Annotated in this window: 18 protein-coding genes and 1 pseudogene; 17 read left to right on the top strand and 2 right to left on the bottom strand. The window is 61.6% G+C overall.

Going from position 1 to position 18,573, the window contains the following annotated elements; all coding sequences use genetic code 11:
• Positions 1–192, bottom strand: a pseudogene (locus AC3WWR_RS23660) (hypothetical protein); the annotation flags it as partial.
• Between the two features lie 132 nt (positions 193–324).
• Between AC3WWR_RS23660 and AC3WWR_RS23655 the strand changes: the two are divergent.
• From AC3WWR_RS23655 to AC3WWR_RS23580, 16 genes are all read left to right on the top strand, one after another.
• Positions 325–783: an REP-associated tyrosine transposase gene (locus AC3WWR_RS23655; RefSeq protein ID WP_083348934.1), complete on the top strand. Its 459-nt coding sequence runs from the start codon at positions 325–327 to the stop codon at positions 781–783.
• Between the two features lie 310 nt (positions 784–1,093).
• Entirely contained in the window at positions 1,094–1,765 is a 672-nt protein-coding gene (locus tag AC3WWR_RS23650; RefSeq protein WP_020797791.1) for a GntR family transcriptional regulator, read from the top strand.
• Positions 1,766–1,879: 114 nt separating this feature from the next.
• Complete coding sequence (locus AC3WWR_RS23645) at positions 1,880–2,812, top strand: 4-hydroxyproline epimerase (RefSeq protein ID WP_033043150.1); 933 nt, start codon at positions 1,880–1,882, stop codon at positions 2,810–2,812.
• Complete coding sequence (locus tag AC3WWR_RS23640; RefSeq protein ID WP_489325327.1) at positions 2,809–3,924, top strand: NAD(P)/FAD-dependent oxidoreductase; 1,116 nt, start codon at positions 2,809–2,811, stop codon at positions 3,922–3,924. The genes AC3WWR_RS23645 and AC3WWR_RS23640 overlap by 4 nt, the downstream gene beginning before the upstream one ends.
• Positions 3,917–4,153: a 2Fe-2S iron-sulfur cluster-binding protein gene (locus AC3WWR_RS23635; protein ID WP_083348931.1), complete on the top strand. Its 237-nt coding sequence runs from the start codon at positions 3,917–3,919 to the stop codon at positions 4,151–4,153. The genes AC3WWR_RS23640 and AC3WWR_RS23635 overlap by 8 nt, the downstream gene beginning before the upstream one ends.
• Entirely contained in the window at positions 4,150–5,406 is a 1,257-nt protein-coding gene (locus AC3WWR_RS23630; protein WP_492599120.1) for an FAD-dependent oxidoreductase, read from the top strand. The genes AC3WWR_RS23635 and AC3WWR_RS23630 overlap by 4 nt, the downstream gene beginning before the upstream one ends.
• Before the next feature lie 74 nt (positions 5,407–5,480).
• Complete coding sequence (locus AC3WWR_RS23625; RefSeq protein ID WP_020797786.1) at positions 5,481–6,230, top strand: AraC family transcriptional regulator; 750 nt, start codon at positions 5,481–5,483, stop codon at positions 6,228–6,230.
• Positions 6,231–6,458: 228 nt separating this feature from the next.
• Positions 6,459–7,277 (top strand): ABC transporter substrate-binding protein, encoded by an 819-nt coding sequence (locus AC3WWR_RS23620; protein ID WP_492599119.1) that lies wholly within the window; start codon positions 6,459–6,461, stop codon positions 7,275–7,277.
• Between the two features lie 10 nt (positions 7,278–7,287).
• Positions 7,288–9,066 carry a cis-3-hydroxy-L-proline dehydratase gene (gene lhpI, locus AC3WWR_RS23615; protein ID WP_492599118.1) on the top strand — a complete coding sequence of 593 codons (1,779 nt, stop codon included), beginning with the start codon at positions 7,288–7,290 and terminating at the stop codon, positions 9,064–9,066.
• Positions 9,059–9,724: an amino acid ABC transporter permease gene (locus tag AC3WWR_RS23610; protein WP_020797783.1), complete on the top strand. Its 666-nt coding sequence runs from the start codon at positions 9,059–9,061 to the stop codon at positions 9,722–9,724. The genes lhpI and AC3WWR_RS23610 overlap by 8 nt, the downstream gene beginning before the upstream one ends.
• Positions 9,725–9,734: 10 nt before the next feature.
• Positions 9,735–10,385: an amino acid ABC transporter permease gene (locus AC3WWR_RS23605; RefSeq protein ID WP_020797782.1), complete on the top strand. Its 651-nt coding sequence runs from the start codon at positions 9,735–9,737 to the stop codon at positions 10,383–10,385.
• On the top strand, positions 10,378–11,100 hold the full coding sequence (locus tag AC3WWR_RS23600) for an amino acid ABC transporter ATP-binding protein (protein ID WP_020797781.1): 723 nt from the start codon (positions 10,378–10,380) through the stop codon (positions 11,098–11,100). The genes AC3WWR_RS23605 and AC3WWR_RS23600 overlap by 8 nt, the downstream gene beginning before the upstream one ends.
• Before the next feature lie 134 nt (positions 11,101–11,234).
• Entirely contained in the window at positions 11,235–12,263 is a 1,029-nt protein-coding gene (locus tag AC3WWR_RS23595; RefSeq protein ID WP_020797780.1) for a trans-3-hydroxy-L-proline dehydratase, read from the top strand.
• A 124-nt stretch (positions 12,264–12,387) separates the two neighbouring features.
• Positions 12,388–13,305 (top strand): dihydrodipicolinate synthase family protein, encoded by a 918-nt coding sequence (locus tag AC3WWR_RS23590; protein WP_020797778.1) that lies wholly within the window; start codon positions 12,388–12,390, stop codon positions 13,303–13,305.
• Between the two features lie 71 nt (positions 13,306–13,376).
• Positions 13,377–14,771, top strand: coding sequence for a fosfomycin efflux MFS transporter AbaF (gene abaF / locus AC3WWR_RS23585; protein WP_033043156.1), 1,395 nt, complete (start codon positions 13,377–13,379; stop codon positions 14,769–14,771).
• Between the two features lie 144 nt (positions 14,772–14,915).
• Complete coding sequence (locus tag AC3WWR_RS23580; RefSeq protein ID WP_033045570.1) at positions 14,916–16,496, top strand: aldehyde dehydrogenase (NADP(+)); 1,581 nt, start codon at positions 14,916–14,918, stop codon at positions 16,494–16,496.
• A gap of 33 nt (positions 16,497–16,529) precedes the next feature.
• Here AC3WWR_RS23580 and AC3WWR_RS23575 read toward each other — a convergent pair whose 3' ends face one another.
• Positions 16,530–17,537, bottom strand: coding sequence for an Ldh family oxidoreductase (locus AC3WWR_RS23575; protein ID WP_033045571.1), 1,008 nt, complete (start codon positions 17,535–17,537; stop codon positions 16,530–16,532).
• A 427-nt stretch (positions 17,538–17,964) separates the two neighbouring features.
• On the opposite strand from AC3WWR_RS23575, the gene AC3WWR_RS23570 reads away from it, so the two are divergent.
• A complete protein-coding gene (locus AC3WWR_RS23570) occupies positions 17,965–18,525 on the top strand; it encodes a lipid-binding SYLF domain-containing protein (RefSeq protein ID WP_179056836.1) in 561 nt (186 codons plus the stop codon).
• Positions 18,526–18,573: the final 48 nt, after the last annotated feature.

Here is an 18,573-nt window from a genome sequence, read left to right as displayed (position 1 = left end):
GACGCCGCGGTGTACCTGTTGCACCGCGTCATCGTTCTTCGCGCTGTAGGAGCCAGGCTTGCCGGCGAACCGGGCGCCGCGGTGTACCTGTTGCACCGCGTCATCGTTCTTCGCGCTGTAGGAGCCAGGCTTGCCGGCGAACCGGGCGCCGCGGTGTACCTGTTGCACCGCGTCATCGTTCTTCGCGGGCAAGCCTCGCTCCTACAGGCGAACCAGTCGCTGCCCGTTCACTCCCACAGACACATCAGGAATAACTGTTCACCAACACTATTTCCCCAACGTTCTAGCCTGAACTGACAACGCCATGATCAAGGAAGATGCACCATGCCAACCATTCACCAGGCGCATCGATTGCGCACCGGGCGCTTTTCAGCGCCGGGGCAGATCTATCTGGTCACAACCGTCGTTCAGAACCGGGACCCCGTATTCAGGGACTTCATGCAAGGCCGGCTCGTGGTCGATGCATTGAAGAAGGCGCAGGAAGAAGAGCTGGTGCTTTCGCTGGCCTGGGTTGTCATGCCGGACCATCTCCATTGGCTGTTCGAGCTCAAAAACAACACGCTTACTTGCATAATGGCGAGGACAAAATCACGCATTACACTTGCATTGAATCGTTCGCTCGAGCGCGATGGTTCACTCTGGCAACATGGCTTTCATGACCGAGCGATCCGCAGGGATGAAGACCTGCCGGCGGTGGCGCGCTATATCGTGGCCAATCCGCTGCGAGCGGGATTGGTCGAGAAAATTGGGGACTATCCGTTGTGGGATGCCGTGTGGCTGTAGGAGCTAACTGCTGCGGTGTGCCTGCTCCAACGCGTTCTTCGCGGGCAATCGGATCGCCGCACCGCTGACGCCTATAGGACTTTGCACGCGCTCCCGATTTACCTGCCAAAACGTTAATTCCCCACCCTCACCGGTCTGCGGTAGCACACGTACATCGTTGCAGATCAGCACTGATATCCGCGCCCCGGCGTTCGAACGCGTGAAATGCGTGTAACGCTAAGTCAAGCGAACAGCGTCAAGGCACAGGCCAGTGAGTTTCGGCGCAAAATTCGTATACCATATCTCTAACTCAATCCGAACGACCGCCGCCGTGAACTCACCCAAATTCAACGCTCCCGACTTGGGCAATGCGCCTTCGACATCGGAAATCATCACTCGCCATCTGCGTGACGCCATCGTCGCGGGGCATTTCGCCGAAGACGAGCCTATTCGCCAGGACGACATCGCCCGGCAGTTCAACGTCAGCAAGATCCCGGTCCGCGAGGCCCTCAAGCGTCTGGAAGCCGAAGGCCTGGTGATGTTCCAGCGCAATCGCGGGGCAATGGTCACTCGGGTGTCCGATGCCGAACTGGCACAGATGTTCGAAGTGCGCATGTTGCTCGAAGACAAGGTGCTGCGCCTGGCCATTCCCAACATGACCGAAGACACATTCGCCCGCGCCGAACGCATCTGCCAGGAGTTCATCGGCGAAGATGACGTGGGACGCTGGGCTGAGCTCAACTGGGAACTCCACGCCTGTCTCTACGAACCGGCGCAACGTCCGTTTCTGGTGAGCCTGATCCGTTCGGTCAACGACAAACTGGAACGTTATCTGCGGATGCAGATGAGCCTCTCCTCCGGGAAGGAACGGGCCGACCACGAGCACCGGGAGATCGTCGAAGCCTGTCGCGCCGGTGACGTCGACCGGGCAGTGAAGCTGCTCGACGAACACATCGCCGGGGTCTGCAAAACGTTGTTCGAGCACCTGCCCCACCACCCTTGACCGTCTGCTTGATTGTGCTGATTTCGTCATCGGCGCAGGATAAAACCATCAAGCCGCCAAACCCTCGCACGGGCCACTCTTGCGTTCACTCATCTGAACGGACGTGGCCCTGTCATGAAACGCATCACCGTGATCGACTCCCACACTGGCGGCGAACCCACCCGCCTGGTGACCGGCGGTTTTCCCGACCTGGGTACCGGCAGCATGGCCGAACGGCTTCGGCGACTGGCTGAACACCATGATCAATGGCGCGCCGCCTGCGTGCTCGAACCACGGGGCAGCGACGTGCTGGTCGGCGCATTGTTGTGCGAACCGGTCGACCCCGCTGCCTGCGCCGGAGTGATTTTCTTCAACAATACCGGCTACCTTGGCATGTGCGGCCACGGCACCATTGGCTTGGTGGCGTCGCTGGCACACTTGGGCAAGATCGGTCCGGGCGTGCACAGCATCGAAACACCGGTCGGTACGGTACAGGCCACCTTGCACGACGACTACTCCGTCAGCGTGCGCAACGTGCCGGCCTATCGTTATCGCAAAGCCGTAGCCTTGCAGGTGCCGGGGATCGGCCAGGTGGTCGGCGATATCGCCTGGGGGGGCAACTGGTTTTTCCTGATCGCCGAACATGGCCTGCGGGTCGACAGTGACAACCTGGAGGCGTTGACCGCTTACACCTACGCCGTGCAGCAAGCACTGGACATTCAGGGGATACGCGGTGAAGACGGCGGGTTGATCGACCACGTCGAACTGTTCGCCGATGACGCCCAGGCCGACAGCCGCAACTTTGTGCTCTGTCCCGGCAAGGCCTACGACCGTTCGCCCTGCGGCACCGGTACCAGTGCCAAGTTGGCGTGCCTGGCGGCCGACGGCAAATTGCAACCGGGACAGATCTGGCGTCAGGCAAGCGTGATCGGCAGCGAGTTCGAGGGCTCCTACGAACGTCATGGCGAGCGCATCGTACCGACCATTCGCGGCCGCGCTTTTATCAGTGCCGAAGCCAGCCTGATCATTGAACAGGCCGACCCGTTCGCCTGGGGCATTCGCCCATGAACCAAGGCCTGGTGGCCGATGTGATCGTGATCGGTGCAGGTATCATCGGCGCCGCTTGTGCCCAGGCGCTGGCCCGGCGCGGCTTGCGCGTGCTGGTATTGGACGCTGGCCTGCACGGCGCGACAGCCGCTGGCATGGGCCATTTGCTGGTGCTCGATGACAACCCTGCCGAACTGGCCCTGAGCCAATACTCAGTGCAACGCTGGCGCGAACAGGCCCCGCAACTGCCCGATAGCTGCGCTTATCGCAGCAATGGCACATTGTGGCTGGCGGCCAATGCCGAGGAAATGGCGGTGGCCCAAAGCAAACACATGAACCTTCAAGCCCGGGGCGTTACCTGCGAGCTGATCACCGGCAACGCCTTGCATGCCCGTGAGCCGGAATTGCGCGATGGCCTGGAGGGTGGTTTGTTGATCAACGGCGACGGCATTCTCTATGCCCCGGCGACCGCCAACTGGATGCTCGACACTCCGGGCATCGAACAACGGCGGGCACGGGTCAGCGAGCTCGATGGCAACCGCGTGCGACTCGATGATGGCCAGTGGTTGAACGCTGAAGCGGTCATTTTGGCCAACGGCATCCAGGCCAATGACTTGTGCCCCGAGTTGCCGATCGAACCGAAGAAGGGCCACCTGCTGATCACCGACCGCTACCCCCGCAAGGTCACCCACACGCTGGTGGAACTGGGTTACGTCACCAGCGCCCACAATGCGACGGGACCGTCGACCGCCTGCAACATTCAGCCCCGCCCCACCGGGCAATTGTTCATTGGTGCTTCGCGACAATTCGGCACCACCGACCCGCAGGTCGAAGGTTGGATGCTCGCGAAAATGCTCAAGCGCGCCACCGAATACATGCCGGGCCTGGCTCAACTCAACGGTATCCGCGCCTGGACCGGTTTTCGCGCCGCCAGCCCGGACGGCCTGCCGCTGATTGGCCAGCACCCCAAACGCAAAGGCCTGTGGCTGGCGGTCGGGCACGAAGGACTGGGGGTCACCACGGCGCCCGGGACTGCCGATTTACTGGTCGCGCAATTGTTCAATGAGACGCCGCCTCTGGCGGTACAACCCTATCTGCCGCAACGTTTTCTCGAAGAGGCCGCCTATGCTTGATTTGATCATGGATGGCCGCGCGCTGAAGGTGGCCGCGGGCACGACGGTGGCTGCTGCACTGGCACTGGCCGGCGACGGTTGCAGTCGCACTGCCGTCAGCGGTCAGCGCCGCGCACCGCTGTGCGGCATGGGCATCTGCCAGGAATGCCGGGTGACCATCGACGGTCGCCGCCGACTGGCCTGCCAAACGCTATGCCAGCAAGGCATGCAAGTGCAGACCCGAGCATGAACGAATACGCCGACCTGCTGATCATCGGCGCTGGCCCCGCCGGCATGAGTGCCGCCCTCGCCGCAGCGTCCAGTGGCGCGCGCATTGTGGTGCTCGACGACAACCCGCTGCCGGGCGGCCAGATCTGGCGCGACGGGCCACAGGCCAGCCTGCCGGATCAGGCCCGGCAGATGCGCGAGCGCCTGCAGGCCAACAGCAATATCCGCCACCATGCCGGCACCCGTGTAATTGCCCTCGCTGGTGCCAAGCAATTGCTGGTGGAAGACGCCGACCGAGGCTGGTTGATCGGCTATGACAAACTGATTCTATGTACCGGTGCCCGTGAATTGCTGCTGCCCTTCCCCGGCTGGACGCTGCCAAGAGTGACCGGCGCGGGCGGACTTCAGGCGCTGATCAAGGGTGGCCTGCCCGTGCAGGACGAGCGTGTGGTGATCGCCGGCAGCGGTCCGTTGCTACTGGCCAGCGCGGCCACTGCGAAACACAACGGTGCCCAGGTGCTGCGCATCGCCGAGCAGGCCTCTGCGGTCGCGGTCGCAGGATTCGCCCTGCAACTGCCGCGCTGGCCGGGCAAGCTGGTGCAATCTTTCAGTCTGTTCGACCGTCATTACCGCACCGGCAGCCATGTCGTGGCGGCCTTGGGCAACGATCGGCTGGAAGCTGTGCGATTGCGGCATCGGGGCAAAATCGTCGAATTGGCGTGTGATCGCCTGGCCTGTGGTTTCGGCCTGATTCCCAACACCCAACTCGGTCAGGCCTTGGGCTGCGCGCTCGATGGCTCGGCGCTTGCCGTGGATGCCTGGCAAACCACGAGCCACACCGACCACTACGCCGCTGGCGAATGCACCGGTTTCGGCGGCAGTGAGCTGGCACTGGTTGAAGGGGCAATCGCCGGGCATGTGGCGGTGGGTAACACCGCGGCGGCACGGAATTTGTGGCCACATCGCGCGCGCTGGCAGGGTTTCGCCAAGGCGTTGAACAGCGCCTTCGGCCTCGACCCGCAGCTCAAGTCGCTGGCGCAACCCGACACGCTGGTCTGTCGTTGCGAAGACGTACCCTACTCGGCACTGTCCGGGCACGTTGGCTGGCGCGAGGCCAAACTGGCCAGTCGCTGCGGCATGGGCGCCTGCCAGGGCCGGGTGTGTGGCGGTGCCTTGCAGTATCTGTTCGACTGGCAACCCACGGCGCCCCGGCCGCCGTTCAACCCGGCGCGCATCGAAACCCTGATGTGCCTGGATGACACGCCACCGGTGTAAACGCTCGCTTCGGGGTTTCGGGGGCGCTGCCGAGTCTTTATAGTCCCGGTAGTCGCCACCAGGCCCCTCTTGATATGTTCCCCTCACTCAATCATTTCAAACCCTGCGACCTGCCGACGCTGCTGAACAGTTTGCAGGCCATCGCGACGCTGCTCGATACCCTGACGGACGTGGTGTTTTTCATCAAGGACTGCGAGGCCCGCTACGTTTTCGTCAACCAGACCCTGGTCCGACGCTGTAGCTTCAAGCACAGTGACCAACTGCTGGGGCTGACAGCAGACCGTGTCTTCCCGGAGCGCTTTGGCCCGATTTACACCGAACAGGATCGACGGGTGTTGGCCACCGGACGCGAATTGGCCGACCAACTCGAACTGCACCTGTATTTCGGTAACCAGCCGGTCTGGTGCCTGACCCATAAACTCGCGCTGCGCGATGAACATGGGCAGATCGTCGGCCTGGCCGGCATTTCCCGTGACCTGCAGTTGCCCCAGTCCAACCACCCGGCGTTCCAGAAACTGGCAGCGGTGGACGCGCACATCCGTCGTCATTTTGCTCGACCTATCAGCCTTGCCGAACTGACGGCAATCGCGGGTTTTTCGGTTGCGCAACTCGAACGCCATTGCAAACGGGTGTTCCAGCTCACCCCACGGCAGATGATCCACAAGTCCCGGCTCGAAGAAGGTACGCGGTTGTTGCTGGAGAGCGACCTGCCCATCACCGAAATCGCCCTGCGCTGCGGCTACACCGACCACAGTGCTTTCAGCCGCCAGTTCCGTGCCCTCACCAGCCTTTCGCCCAGCCAGTTCCGCGATCGCGGTCGTTAAATGTTCCTTTAAGGGGCGCCCCGCACACAGGGTGCTCCCTTCTGTAACACCTGCCTGCCCGGCGGCACGACGCCGCTGCCCTGCTCCCGACTTGTAAACCGCCCTGACTCAAGGGCTGGAAAATATTTGCCGGTAAAAAGGCAAATCGGCACAACCGTTGCTATTGTTAATATCGTATACGAAATCCCCAATACGATATCTAACAGCACTTCCGACAACGAGGCCTCTATGAAAACCCCCGCATTTGCCGTAGCCCTCAGCGCTGTTCTCAGTACCACCTTCATCGCCACCGCACAGGCTGACAAACTCGACGACATCATCGGTTCCGGCAAGCTGCGCTGCGCCGTGACGCTGGACTTCCCGCCCATGGGTTTTCGAGATGCCAGCAACGCCCCGGCGGGTTTTGACGTGGACTATTGCACCGACCTGGCAAAGGTCCTCGGGGTCGAGCCCGAAGTGGTCGAAACACCCTTCCCGGACCGCATTCCGGCCCTGATATCCGGGCGGGCCGACGTGATTGTCGCCTCGACCTCCGACACCCTTGAGCGGGCCAAGACCGTCGGCCTGACCGTGCCGTACTTCGCCTTCCAGATGGTCGTCCTGACCCGCGACAACACCGGCATCAACAGTTTCGACGACATCAAGGGCAAGGCACTGGGCAACACCAGTGGCACCTATGAAGCCATTGCCCTGGAGAACGATGTGAAGAAATGGGGTACCGGTACCTTCCGTGCCTACCAGTCACAAAACGACACGCTGCTGGCGGTGGCCCAGGGTCATATCGACGCCACGGTGGTCACCAATACCGTCGCCGCCGCAACGATCAAGTCGGGTAAATACAAAAACCTGAAGATCGCCGGCAACGCGCCCTACACCATCGACTATGTCTCCCTGGGTACCAAGCGCAACGAGTACGGCCTGCTCAATTACCTCAACCTGTTCGTCAACCAGCAGGTACGCAACGGTCGCTACAAGGAGTTGTTCACCAAATGGGTCGGCACCGAGATTTCGCCGAGCGACCTGACCGTGCCAAAGGTCTACTACTGAGATGTCCGGCATGCCTAGGCCCACCTCTCTGACCGGTCGCAGCCTGGTCCCGGGCGCTGCCCAGGGTGCCCTGCTGTTTGCCGATGTCGGGCTGAGCTTCTGGGGCGGAGTCGACCCCTTGCGGGGTGAAATCATCGATCGTCACCATCCCCTCAGCGGCGAATACCTGAGCGGTCGAGTGCTCGCCATTCCCAGCGGACGCGGTTCGTGTACCGGCAGCAGTGTGCTGATGGAACTGATCAGCAACGGTCATGCGCCAGCCGCTCTGGTACTGGCCGAAGCCGATGAGATCCTGACCTTGGGCGTGCTGGTGGCACAGATGATTTTCGAGCGATCGCTGCCGGTGCTCTGCATCGGCAGCGAGGCCTTCGCCGCCTTGCGCGGCAAGGCCTTTGCCCGAATCGACGGTGCCAGTCTGGCCGTGTTCGATCGCATCCCCGTCGACAACTGGCAGCCATCCGAAACGCCGACGCAGGCTCGCGATACCAGCACAGCAATCGAACTCAGCGAGTTCGACCACGCGTTGCTCAACGGCGCGCATGGCAAAGCGGCGCAGATGGCCATGCAAATCGTCCTGCGCCTGGCCGAACTGCAAGGTGCCCAGCGTCTTATAGATGTTACCCAGGCGCACATCGACGGTTGCATTTACACCGGACCTGCGAGCCTGCGCTTTGCTCAACAACTGGTGCAGTGGGGCGCCAAGGTTCGGGTCCCCACTACCCTCAATTCAATATCCGTTGACCAGCGTCGTTGGCGCGAGCTGGGCATCGACCCACTGCTCGGCGAGCCGGCCAGCGCCGTGGGCGACGCCTACATGGCCATGGGTGCACAGCTCAGTTTCACCTGTGCGCCCTATTTGCTCGACAGCGCACCGAAGGCCGGCGACCAGATCGTCTGGGCCGAATCCAACGCGGTGGTTTACGCCAACAGCGTGCTCGGCGCACGCACCCTGAAGTACCCCGACTACCTGGATATCTGCATCGCCCTGACCGGCCGCGCGCCCCTGATCGGCTGCCATCTGGACGCGCCACGCAAAGCCCGCCTGCGCGTTGAATTGCCGGAATTGGCTGAACTCGACGATGCGTTCTACCCCTTGCTCGGTTACCACATCGGCGCACTCGCGGGCAGCCGGATCCCGCTGATAGTCGGCCTGGAACAACGCCAGCCAGACCTGGACGACCTGAAAGCCTTTGGCGCGGCGTTCGCCACCACGTCCGCCGCACCGCTGTTCCACATCGCCGGGGTCACGCCCGAAGCACTCGACCCGGCGCAGGTACTGGAGCCGGATACTCCGCTGCCCGTGGCAACGATCCGCCTGGAGGACCTGCTGGTCAGTTGGCGTGAGCTCAACAGCGCCAGGGACAACCGCGTGGAGGTGGTCTCGCTGGGTAACCCGCACTTCTCGCTCAGCGAGTTCGCCCGCTTGGCACAGCTGTGTCGCGACCGGGTCAAGCACCCCGAGGTGGTGCTCGCCATCACTTGCGGTCGTGCGGTGTTGGAGCAGGCCCGTGACGCCGGGTACATCGATGTCATTGAAACCTTTGGCGCCACCCTGGTGACCGATACCTGCTGGTGCATGCTCGGCGAACCGGTAATCCCGCGGGCCGCCACCACCTTAATGACCAATTCGGGCAAGTACGCCCATTACGCACCCGGCCTGGTGGGGCGCAACGTGCATTTCGCCAGCCTGGCCGAATGTGTCGATGCCGCCTGCACCGCCACCGCCAGCGGGCGTCTGCCGAGCTGGTTGCAACCTGCCTTGCCGATGGAGAACCGCTCGCATGTTTGACTACACCTTCCAATGGCGCACCGCGCTGCGCGCCTTGCCGGACATGCTCACCGGCGCGTGGGTTACGTTCGAGACCGCTGCGCTGTCGATGATTTTCGGTGTACTGATTGCCCTGGTCCTGACGGTCATGCGCGAAGCCAGGCACCCGCTGCTGCGTGGCATCGGCAACGGCTGGGTATCGATTGCCCGCAACACTCCGTCGCTGTTCCAGATTTACATCCTGTACTTCGGCCTCGGCTCACTGGGCCTGCATGTCAGCTCCTGGCTCGCGCTACTGGCCGGGATCACTTTCAACAACGCCGGTTATCTCGCGGAAAACTTCCGTGGCGGGCTCAAGGCGGTGCCCCACACCCAGGTACGTGCCGCGCGCTCACTCGGCATGAGTGCCTTCCAGACCTACCGCATGATCATCGTCCCGCAACTGCTACGAATCGTCTTCTATCCGCTCACCAATCAAATGGTGTGGGCGGTGCTGATGACATCGCTGGGGGTCATCGTCGGCCTTAACAATGACCTGACCGGAGTGACTCAGGAATACAACGTCAAGACCTTCCGCACCTTCGAATACTTCGCCATCGCAGCAGTGCTGTATTACCTGATTGCCAAGGCGATCGTCGCGGCAGCCCGGCTGATGGCCTGGCGGTTGTTCCGTTACTGAGGAGCTGTCCATGTTTTCCACCGAGTTTTCCTCCAATGACCTGTTGTTCCTGCTCGACGGCGCCTGGGTCACGCTGCAATTGACGTTCTGGGCGATCATTCTCGGTTCCATTGCAGGGCTGTTGTTCGGGTTGCTGCGCGCCCTGTTCCCACGGCTCAGCCTACCGCTGGCCTGGGTGCTGGACGTGTTTCGCAGCGTGCCGTTGCTGATCCAGTTCGTCCTGTTCAACTCGCTCAAAAGCATCGTCGGCCTGAACATCAGCGCCTTCAGCGTCGGTTGCATTGTGCTGGGGGTCTACACCGCGGCGTACTTTACCGAAATCGTGCGCGGCGGCGTGCTGTCGGTGCCGTTCACGGTGCGCCGCGCCAGTCGTTCGTTGGGCCTGAGCTTCCTGCAGGACCTGCGCTGGATCGTCCTGCCGATGGCCACTCGCGTGGCCTTTCCCGGCTGGCTGAACCTGGTGCTGGGCGTGATGAAGGACACCGCGCTGGTGATGTGGATCGGCATCGTCGAACTGCTGCGCGCCTCGCAAACCATCGTGACCCGCATCCAGGAACCGTTGGTGGTGCTATGCATCGCGGGCCTTATCTACTACGTCATGAGCCTGGTGGTCGCACGCCTGGGCGCTCGTCTGGAAAGAAGGTGGCAAGAAAATGATTGAGATCGAGAACGTACACAAATCCTTCGGCAATCTCGAAGTGGTCAAGGGAGTGAACCTCACGGTGAGCAAGGGCGAGGTGGTGTCAATCATCGGTGGCTCCGGTTCTGGCAAATCGACCTTGTTGATGTGCATCAACGGCCTGGAGCCAATCCAGAAAGGCAACATCCGGGTCGACGGCGTCGAGGTCCATCACAACGCCACCGACCTGAACCGCCTGCGGCAGAAGATCGGCATCGTGTTCCAGCAATGGAACGCTTTTCCGCATTTGACTGTGCTGGAGAACGTCATGCTGGCGCCGCGCAAAGTGCTGGGTAAAAGCAAGGCCTGCGCCGAGGAACTGGCGGTACGGCAGCTGACCCACGTGGGCCTGGGCGACAAACTCAAGACCTTCCCCGGCAAGCTGTCTGGCGGTCAGCAACAACGCATGGCCATCGCCCGCGCCCTGGCCATGTCACCGGACTACATGCTGTTCGACGAAGCCACCTCGGCTCTGGACCCACAGTTGGTCGGCGAAGTGCTGGATACGATGCGCATGCTCGCCGAGGACGGCATGACCATGGTGCTGGTGACTCACGAGATCCGCTTCGCGCGGGACGTGTCCGACCGCGTGGCGTTCTTTCGCAACGGTCTGGTGCATGAGATCGGCTCACCGGATCAGGTGATCGGCAATCCGGTGCATGCGGAGACGGCGGCGTTTCTCAAATCGGTGAAATAACCGGTGGCCCCTTCGCGAGCAGGCTCGCTCCCACAGGATCTGGTGGTGTACACACAATCACGAGCCAATCCATAAACCTGTGGGAGCGAGCCTGCTCGCGAAGGGGCCCGAACAGTCAACACAAGGAGCAGAGAATGCGTTCATCGAAAGTGATTCATGTAGTCAGTTGCCACGCCGAAGGTGAAGTCGGCGACGTCATTGTCGGCGGAGTCGCACCACCGCCCGGCGCCACGGTGTGGGAACAATCGCGCTGGATTGCCAAAGACGAAAACCTGCGCAACTTCGTACTCAACGAACCCCGGGGCGGAGTGTTCCGACACGTCAATCTGTTGGTGCCGGCCAAGGACCCGCGGGCGCAGATGGCCTGGATCATCATGGAGCCAGCGGACACGCCGCCGATGTCAGGCTCCAACTCATTGTGCGTGGCCACCGTGTTGCTCGACACCGGTATCGTGCCAATGACCGAACCGCAAACCCGGCTGGTGCTCGAAGCACCCGGCGGCCTGATCGAAGCCGTCGCCGATTGCCGTGATGGCAAGGTCGAACGGGTGGAAATCAAAAACGTGCCGTCCTTCGCCGATCGTCTCGATGCGTGGATCGAAGTGCAAGGTGTCGGCACGCTCAAGGTCGATACCGCCTACGGCGGCGACAGCTTTGTGATCGCCGATGCCCAGGACCTGGGGTTTTCAATCAGCCCCGATGAAGCGGCCGACCTGGTAGCGGTTGGGCTGAAGATCACCCGGGCCGCCAACGAGCAGTTGGGCTTTGTCCATCCGCTGAACCCCGATTGGTCGCACATTTCCTTTTGCCAGATCGCCGCGCCCATCGTTCGTGAGCAGGGCATTGCCACGGGCGCAAATGCGGTGGTGATTCAACCGGGCAAGATCGACCGCTCGCCGACCGGCACTGGCTGCTCGGCGCGGATGGCCGTGTTGCAGGCCAAAGGCTTGATGGGCGTTGGGGACAGATTTATCGGTCGCTCGATCATCGGCTCAGCGTTCCACTGCCGCATCGACTCGCTGACCGAAGTGGCCGGGCGCCCTGCCATCTACCCGTGCATTTCCGGGCGGGCCTGGATTACCGGTACCCATCAATTACTGCTCGACCCAAGCGATCCGTGGCCACAAGGCTATCGACTGTCAGACACCTGGCCGGGTGCCTGAATGCTCAATCGCTGATCCCCGACCAACGGCCCGAAAAAAAACCGAAAACGTAAACAAACCACTGGCTGATTTTTTTCACTTTCAATATCGTATACGAAATACAATAAACAATCTGGAGGCAACAATGAGCAAGCGTGTTAACTGGAGTGGCGTGTTCCCAGCGGTGACCACTCAATTCAACGATGACTTCTCCATCAACCTGGAAAAAACCCATGAGGTCATTTCCAACGTGATCCGCGACGGCGTATCAGGACTGGTGGTTTGCGGCTCGGTAGGCGAAAACACCTCGCTGAGTGCCGCCGAAAAAATTGCCGTGACCGAAGTCGCGGTCGCGGCCTCGGGCGGCCGTGTACCGGTGATTTGCGGCGTAGCCGAGTTCACCAGCGTGGAAGCGGCCAAGGTCGCTAACGCGGTACGCAGGGTCGGCGTCGATGGCGTGATGCTGATGCCGGCGCTGGTCTACGGTTCCAAGCCATTCGAAACCGCCGAGCATTACCGCTACGTAGCGAAAAACGCCGACGTGCCGCTGATGGTCTACAACAACCCGCCAATCTACAAAAACGACGTGACCCCGGACATCCTCATAGCCCTCGCCGACTGCGACAACGTGGTGTGCTTCAAGGACTCCTCGGGCGACACTCGCCGCTTCATCGACATTCGCAATGAAGTGGGAGACCGTTTCGTGTTGTTCGCCGGCCTCGACGACGTGGTGCTGGAAAGCCTCGCCGTGGGCGCTGAAGGCTGGGTGTCGGGCATGTCCAACGTATTCCCCAAAGAGGGCGAAACCATCTTCCGCCTGGCCAAGGCCGGACGCTATGCCGAAGCCATGCCGATCTACGAATGGCTGATGCCGATCCTGCACCTCGACGCCCGTGCCGACCTGGTGCAGTGCATCAAGCTGTGCGAAGCCATCGCCGGTCGCGGCAGCGCCCTGACCCGTCCGCCACGCCTGGCCCTGCCGGAAGCCGATCGCGTCTTTGTCGAGCAGATCATGGCCAAGGCCCTGGCCAACCGTCCGCACTTGCCGGACGTCGGTCTCTGAGTGATTGCCGGGTGGGTCTTCGCGGACCCGTCCCGGCTGCCTGTTTTTGCGCATCTACAGGAAACGCCAGCATGTCCAACGCTCAACACCCGTCTAGCGCAACCACACCCTCGGGACTCAAACGTGTCGTGGCCGCCGCCATGGCCGGCACCGTTGCCGAATGGTATGAATTTTTCCTTTATGGCACCGCTTCGGCACTGGTCTTCGGCCAGTTGTTCTTCCGCCAGACCGACAGCCCCATCGATGGCATCATCGCTGCCTTTGCGCTGTATGCCGTGGGCTTTCTCGCCCGTCCGCTGGGCGGGCTGGTGTTCGGTCACTACGGTGACAAGTACGGCCGCAAGCGCCTGCTGCAATTAAGCCTGGTGGTGGTTGGCATCACCACCTTCCTGATGGGCTGCCTGCCCGGCTTCAACCAGATCGGCTATGCCGCGCCGGTGTTGCTGGTGCTGTTGCGGTTGATCCAGGGCTTCGCCTTTGGCGGCGAATGGGGCGGTGCGATCTTGCTGGTGTCCGAGCACTGCCCGGACAACCGTCGAGGCTTCTGGGCCAGTTGGCCACAAGCCGGTGTTCCAGCCGGCAACCTGGTGGCGACGGTTGCCCTGCTGCTGTTGTCGTCGAACCTGTCCGAGGAGCAATTCCTCGCCTGGGGCTGGCGCGTAGCATTCTGGTTCTCGGCCGTGGTGGTACTGATCGGCTACTGGATTCGCACCAGTGTCGATGACGCACCGATTTTCAAGGAGGCCCAGGCTCGTCAGGCGCAGACCAGGCATCAGCAACTGGGCGTGGTCGAAGTGCTGCGCCACCACTGGCGTTCGGTGCTGGTCGGTATCGGCGCGCGGTTTGCCGAGAACATCCTCTACTACACCGTCGTGACCTTCTCGATCACTTATCTGAAACTGGTGGTGCACAAGGACACGTCAGAGATTCTGTTGCTGATGTTCGGCGCTCACTTGCTGCACTTCTTCCTGATTCCGTTGATGGGTTATCTGTCGGATCTGGTCGGGCGCAAACCGGTTTACCTGGTGGGTGCAGTACTCACCGCGTTTTGGGGATTCGTCGGCTTCCCGATGATGGACACCGGCAACAATTGGCTGATCATGGCGGCCATCACCCTGGGCCTGGCCATCGAATCGATGACCTACGCGCCCTACTCGGCGCTGATGGCCGAGATGTTTCCGACCCACGTGCGCTACACCGCACTCTCGCTGTGCTACCAGGTGGCGCCGATCTTCGCGGGCTCGCTGGCGCCACTGATCGCGATCACCCTGCTCAACAAGTACCACAGCTCGACACCGATCGCGCTCTATCTGGTCGGCGCTTCGCTGATCTCCATCGTGGCCGTCGGGCTGACCCGGGAAACCCGTGGCAAATCGTTGCACACGGTGGATGCCGAGTCTGCTGCGCGGATTGCGGCGCTGGCCTCGCCTGCGACGACCCCACGTCGCGCCGACTCACTGGCGTAAACCCTGTAGGAGCGAGCATGCTCGCGATGGACGTCAACGATGACGCGTGCATTCTGGATTCACGCGGTGCCCTTGAGTGCCTCGCGAGCATGCTCGCTCCTACAGGGGAGTTGAATTACCCCTTTTTTGACAGGAGCCTTTTAGATGCCTGAGATCCTCGGTCACAACTACATCGGCGGTACACGCAGCGCCGACGGCAGCATCGCGCTGCGAAGCCATGATGCAAGTACTGGCGAAGCCCTGCCCTTCTCGTTCATGCAAGCCACCGCAGAAGAAGTGCACGCCGCCGCCCAGGCCGCCGCAGCCGCCTACCCGGCCTTTCGCAACCTGCCGGCCAGCCGCCGTGCGGAATTTCTCGAGGCCATCGCCACGCAACTGGACGCGCTTGACGATGAGTTTGTCGCCCTGGTCACTCGCGAGACGGCACTGCCAACCGCTCGTATACAGGGTGAGCGTGCTCGCACCAGCGGCCAGATGCGCCTGTTCGCCCAAGTCCTGCGTCGTGGTGATTTCTACGGAGCGCGCATCGACCGCGCCTTGCCCGAACGCCAACCACTGCCACGGGTAGACCTGCGTCAGTATCGAATCGGTGTCGGCCCGGTCGCCGTTTTCGGCGCGAGCAATTTCCCCCTGGCGTTCTCCACCGCCGGTGGCGATACCGCTGCCGCCCTGGCCGCCGGTTGCCCGGTGGTGTTCAAGGCCCACAGTGGACATATGGCAACTGCCGAACGGGTGGCTGATGCGATCATTCGCGCCGCCGAGCAGACGGACATGCCCAAGGGCGTGTTCAACATGATCTACGGCTCCGGCGTGGGCGAAATCCTGGTCAAGCATCCGGCGATCCAGGCTGTTGGTTTCACCGGCTCACTCAAGGGCGGCCGTGCCCTGTGCGATATGGCCGCTGCAAGATCACAACCGATTCCGGTGTTCGCTGAAATGAGCAGCATCAACCCGGTCGTGGTGTTGCCTCAAGCCTTGCAAGTTCGTGGCGAAAAAATCGCCAGTGAGCTGGTGGCATCGGTGGTCCAGGGCTGCGGTCAGTTCTGTACCAATCCCGGCCTGGTCATCGGCATCTCGTCACCGCGATTCGACGCTTTCACAGCGCTGCTCAGTGGTCTGATGAGCGAGCAACCGCCCCAGACCATGCTCAACGCCGGAACCCTTGCCAGCTATAAAAAAGCTCTGCGGGCACTGCTCAGTCATCCAGGGGTGACCCACCTGGCCGGTCAAGAACAGCTGGGCAACCAGGCCCGACCACAACTGTTCAAGGCCGACGCCAGCCTGCTGCTCAAGAGTGATGCGCTGCTGCAGGAAGAGGTATTCGGCCCGACGACCGTGCTGGTTGAAGTCGCCAATGCGGGGGAACTGCAGCAAGTGTTGCAAAGCTTGCACGGTCAACTGACCGCCACGTTGATAGCAGAAACCATCGACCTGCAAATCTGCACAGGCGTCTTGCCGCTGCTGGAGCAGAAAGTCGGTCGTGTGCTCTTCAATGGCTACCCTACCGGCGTCGAAGTCTGCGATGCGATGGTACATGGCGGCCCCTACCCGGCCACTTCCGATGCTCGTGGCACCTCAGTCGGCACCCTGGCCATCGAGCGATTCCTGCGCCCGGTGTGCTACCAGAACTGCCCCGACACCTTGCTGCCCGAAGCGCTTCAGAACGCCAACCCACTGGGCCTCAATCGCCTGGTCGATGGCATCCTCCAGCGCCAGTCGCTGTAAACCGAACGGGCGCCATGGGCGCCCGTTTCCTTTTCAATCCAGCAGTGCCTTCAAATCCCTGTACAACGCCTCGGGAACCTGCACCCCCTCCACCAGGCTGCGCGCCCGCGACTCATAGCGTCGTTGCGAGGGCAAGCGCGCGCCCTGCCCTTCAATTCCCTGAAACAACGCTTCTGCCCTGGCCAGGTGTTCCTGGGTTGCATCGCCCAAAAAGCGCCGGGGATCCAGAGCGATGATCAGTTCGCCATGATAAGGCGATGACTTGCTGCCCGCGTCGTAAGCCAGTGATTCAGCGCTTGTCAGGTCACCAATCAACGGCCCGGCGATCAACTCCACCATCGCCGCCAGTGCCGATCCCTTGTGCCCGCCGAAGGTCAGCATCGCGCCACTGTCGAGCACCACGCTCGCATCGTTGCTCGGATGGCCTTGCCCATCCACTCCCCACCCTTCGGGGATCGCCTTGCCGGCTCGTCGATGCAGTTCGATATCGCCGCGAGCGATGGCGCTGGTGGCAAAGTCGAATACAAAAGGCTCTTGCCCGCCGCGCGGCCAGCCAAAGGCAATGGGATTAGTGCCGAACAGTGGCAAGTGCCCCCCGGCCGGCGCCACCCAGGCATGACTAGGGTTACACGCCAGCGCGACCAGGCCGGTCCCCGTCAGTTGCTCGATCTCCACCCATAACGCGGAAAAATGCACACAGTGGTTGATCGCCAACGCGGCAATCCCGTTGGCACGGGTTTTCTCGGTCAACAGGGGGAGCCCCGCCTGAAACGCCAACTGCGAAAACCCGCCACCGGCATCCACCCGCACAATCGACGGCGCCTGGTCGATGACCCTCGGCTCGGCATCGGCCGACACCTTGCCCGCTCGCAGGGAATTGACACAGCCAAGAATCCGGTACAACCCGTGAGAGGCGCAGCCATCACGCTCACCGGCCATTACCGTCGCCGCCACCGCTTGCGCATGGGCCAGATTAAAACCGTTGTGCAACAGGATCGATTCGGCCAGTTCACGGGCTTCGATCAGGGTCAGTCGAATCATGGTCATCTCCTGGGAAAGACCTGTCAGGGTGATCCGCTCGAAGCGACGAGGCTTGATGCCTTTTGATGCAGGAGGTGACGAAATCGGCATAGCCAAGGCACGCATACCCTGAGAACGGAAGGGTATCGTGCACGTCTGGAGGTCCGAGACGCGTTTCATGTGCAGGCGCGATCGCACGGCTCACGGCGGCGAGCACTGTAGGAGCGACCCCCCCAGCAAAATGCTGACGCTGAACGCCGCCATCACTCAGTGGTCACAACAATTGATGGCATCGCAACTGATGTGGCCTCAAGCCTGCTTCCTTCAGCCGCGGCGCTTACAATTCACACATTCCTGGGCGCGCCGGATAACCTTCAGTGAGTTCAGTCCTTTCGACACAGGCGCTGACTGCTGCTGCCATCCAATGCTCCCTGATCGGAGTACGCACATGACTCAATCAATACGGTTATTCCTGACAACCGTGCTCGCGGTTGCAGCATTGGCATCGGCCAGTTTCCTGAACACTGCAGGTGCCGCCACCGCCGAGGATCTCAATACCGACTCCCGGCAAGCGTTGCAGACGCTCTACAAGACCAATCCCTTTTCCGAAACCATCTCGCACAAAGCCAAGGCCGTTCTGGTCTTTCCGAAAATCATCAAGGCCGGCCTGGTATTCGGCGGCAGCTACGGCGAAGGCGTGTTGATGAAGGGCTCGAAGGTCGTGGATTACTACAACTCCGTCAGCGGCTCCTGGGGACTGCAGGCAGGCGCCCAGTCATATGGCTATGTGGTTTTCCTGATGACCGACAAAGCGGTGAAATACATCACTGAAACCAAAGGCTGGGAAATCGGCGTAGGGCCAACCGTGGTCGTGGTGGATGAAGGGGTTGCCAAGAACCTGTCCAGTTCGACGCTGAAAGACGACGCGTACGCGTTCATCTTCGACCAACAGGGTCTGATGGCCGGCATCAGTATCGAAGGCACGAAGATTTCCCTGATCAAACGCTGAAGGGTGCGCGCCCAATGAGTTTTCTTATCATTTAAAGGAGCGCAGAAT

The organism is Pseudomonas sp. EB271-G4-1, assembly GCF_058791355.1.
The sequence above is the reverse complement of the archived record's forward strand: the minus strand, read 5'-3'. Positions and strand labels throughout refer to the sequence as shown.

Coding starts and splice junctions, on each gene's coding strand:
- AC3WWR_RS23655 (WP_083348934.1), top strand. CDS start 325: ATGCCAACCATTCACCAGGCGCATCGATTGCGCACCGGGCGCTTTTCA.
- AC3WWR_RS23645 (WP_033043150.1), top strand. CDS start 1,880: ATGAAACGCATCACCGTGATCGACTCCCACACTGGCGGCGAACCCACC.
- AC3WWR_RS23640 (WP_489325327.1), top strand. CDS start 2,809: ATGAACCAAGGCCTGGTGGCCGATGTGATCGTGATCGGTGCAGGTATC.
- AC3WWR_RS23635 (WP_083348931.1), top strand. CDS start 3,917: ATGCTTGATTTGATCATGGATGGCCGCGCGCTGAAGGTGGCCGCGGGC.
- AC3WWR_RS23630 (WP_492599120.1), top strand. CDS start 4,150: ATGAACGAATACGCCGACCTGCTGATCATCGGCGCTGGCCCCGCCGGC.
- AC3WWR_RS23625 (WP_020797786.1), top strand. CDS start 5,481: ATGTTCCCCTCACTCAATCATTTCAAACCCTGCGACCTGCCGACGCTG.
- AC3WWR_RS23620 (WP_492599119.1), top strand. CDS start 6,459: ATGAAAACCCCCGCATTTGCCGTAGCCCTCAGCGCTGTTCTCAGTACC.
- lhpI (WP_492599118.1), top strand. CDS start 7,288: ATGCCTAGGCCCACCTCTCTGACCGGTCGCAGCCTGGTCCCGGGCGCT.
- AC3WWR_RS23610 (WP_020797783.1), top strand. CDS start 9,059: ATGTTTGACTACACCTTCCAATGGCGCACCGCGCTGCGCGCCTTGCCG.
- AC3WWR_RS23605 (WP_020797782.1), top strand. CDS start 9,735: ATGTTTTCCACCGAGTTTTCCTCCAATGACCTGTTGTTCCTGCTCGAC.
- AC3WWR_RS23600 (WP_020797781.1), top strand. CDS start 10,378: ATGATTGAGATCGAGAACGTACACAAATCCTTCGGCAATCTCGAAGTG.
- AC3WWR_RS23595 (WP_020797780.1), top strand. CDS start 11,235: ATGCGTTCATCGAAAGTGATTCATGTAGTCAGTTGCCACGCCGAAGGT.
- AC3WWR_RS23590 (WP_020797778.1), top strand. CDS start 12,388: ATGAGCAAGCGTGTTAACTGGAGTGGCGTGTTCCCAGCGGTGACCACT.
- abaF (WP_033043156.1), top strand. CDS start 13,377: ATGTCCAACGCTCAACACCCGTCTAGCGCAACCACACCCTCGGGACTC.
- AC3WWR_RS23580 (WP_033045570.1), top strand. CDS start 14,916: ATGCCTGAGATCCTCGGTCACAACTACATCGGCGGTACACGCAGCGCC.
- AC3WWR_RS23575 (WP_033045571.1), bottom strand. CDS start 17,537: ATGATTCGACTGACCCTGATCGAAGCCCGTGAACTGGCCGAATCGATC.
- AC3WWR_RS23570 (WP_179056836.1), top strand. CDS start 17,965: ATGACTCAATCAATACGGTTATTCCTGACAACCGTGCTCGCGGTTGCA.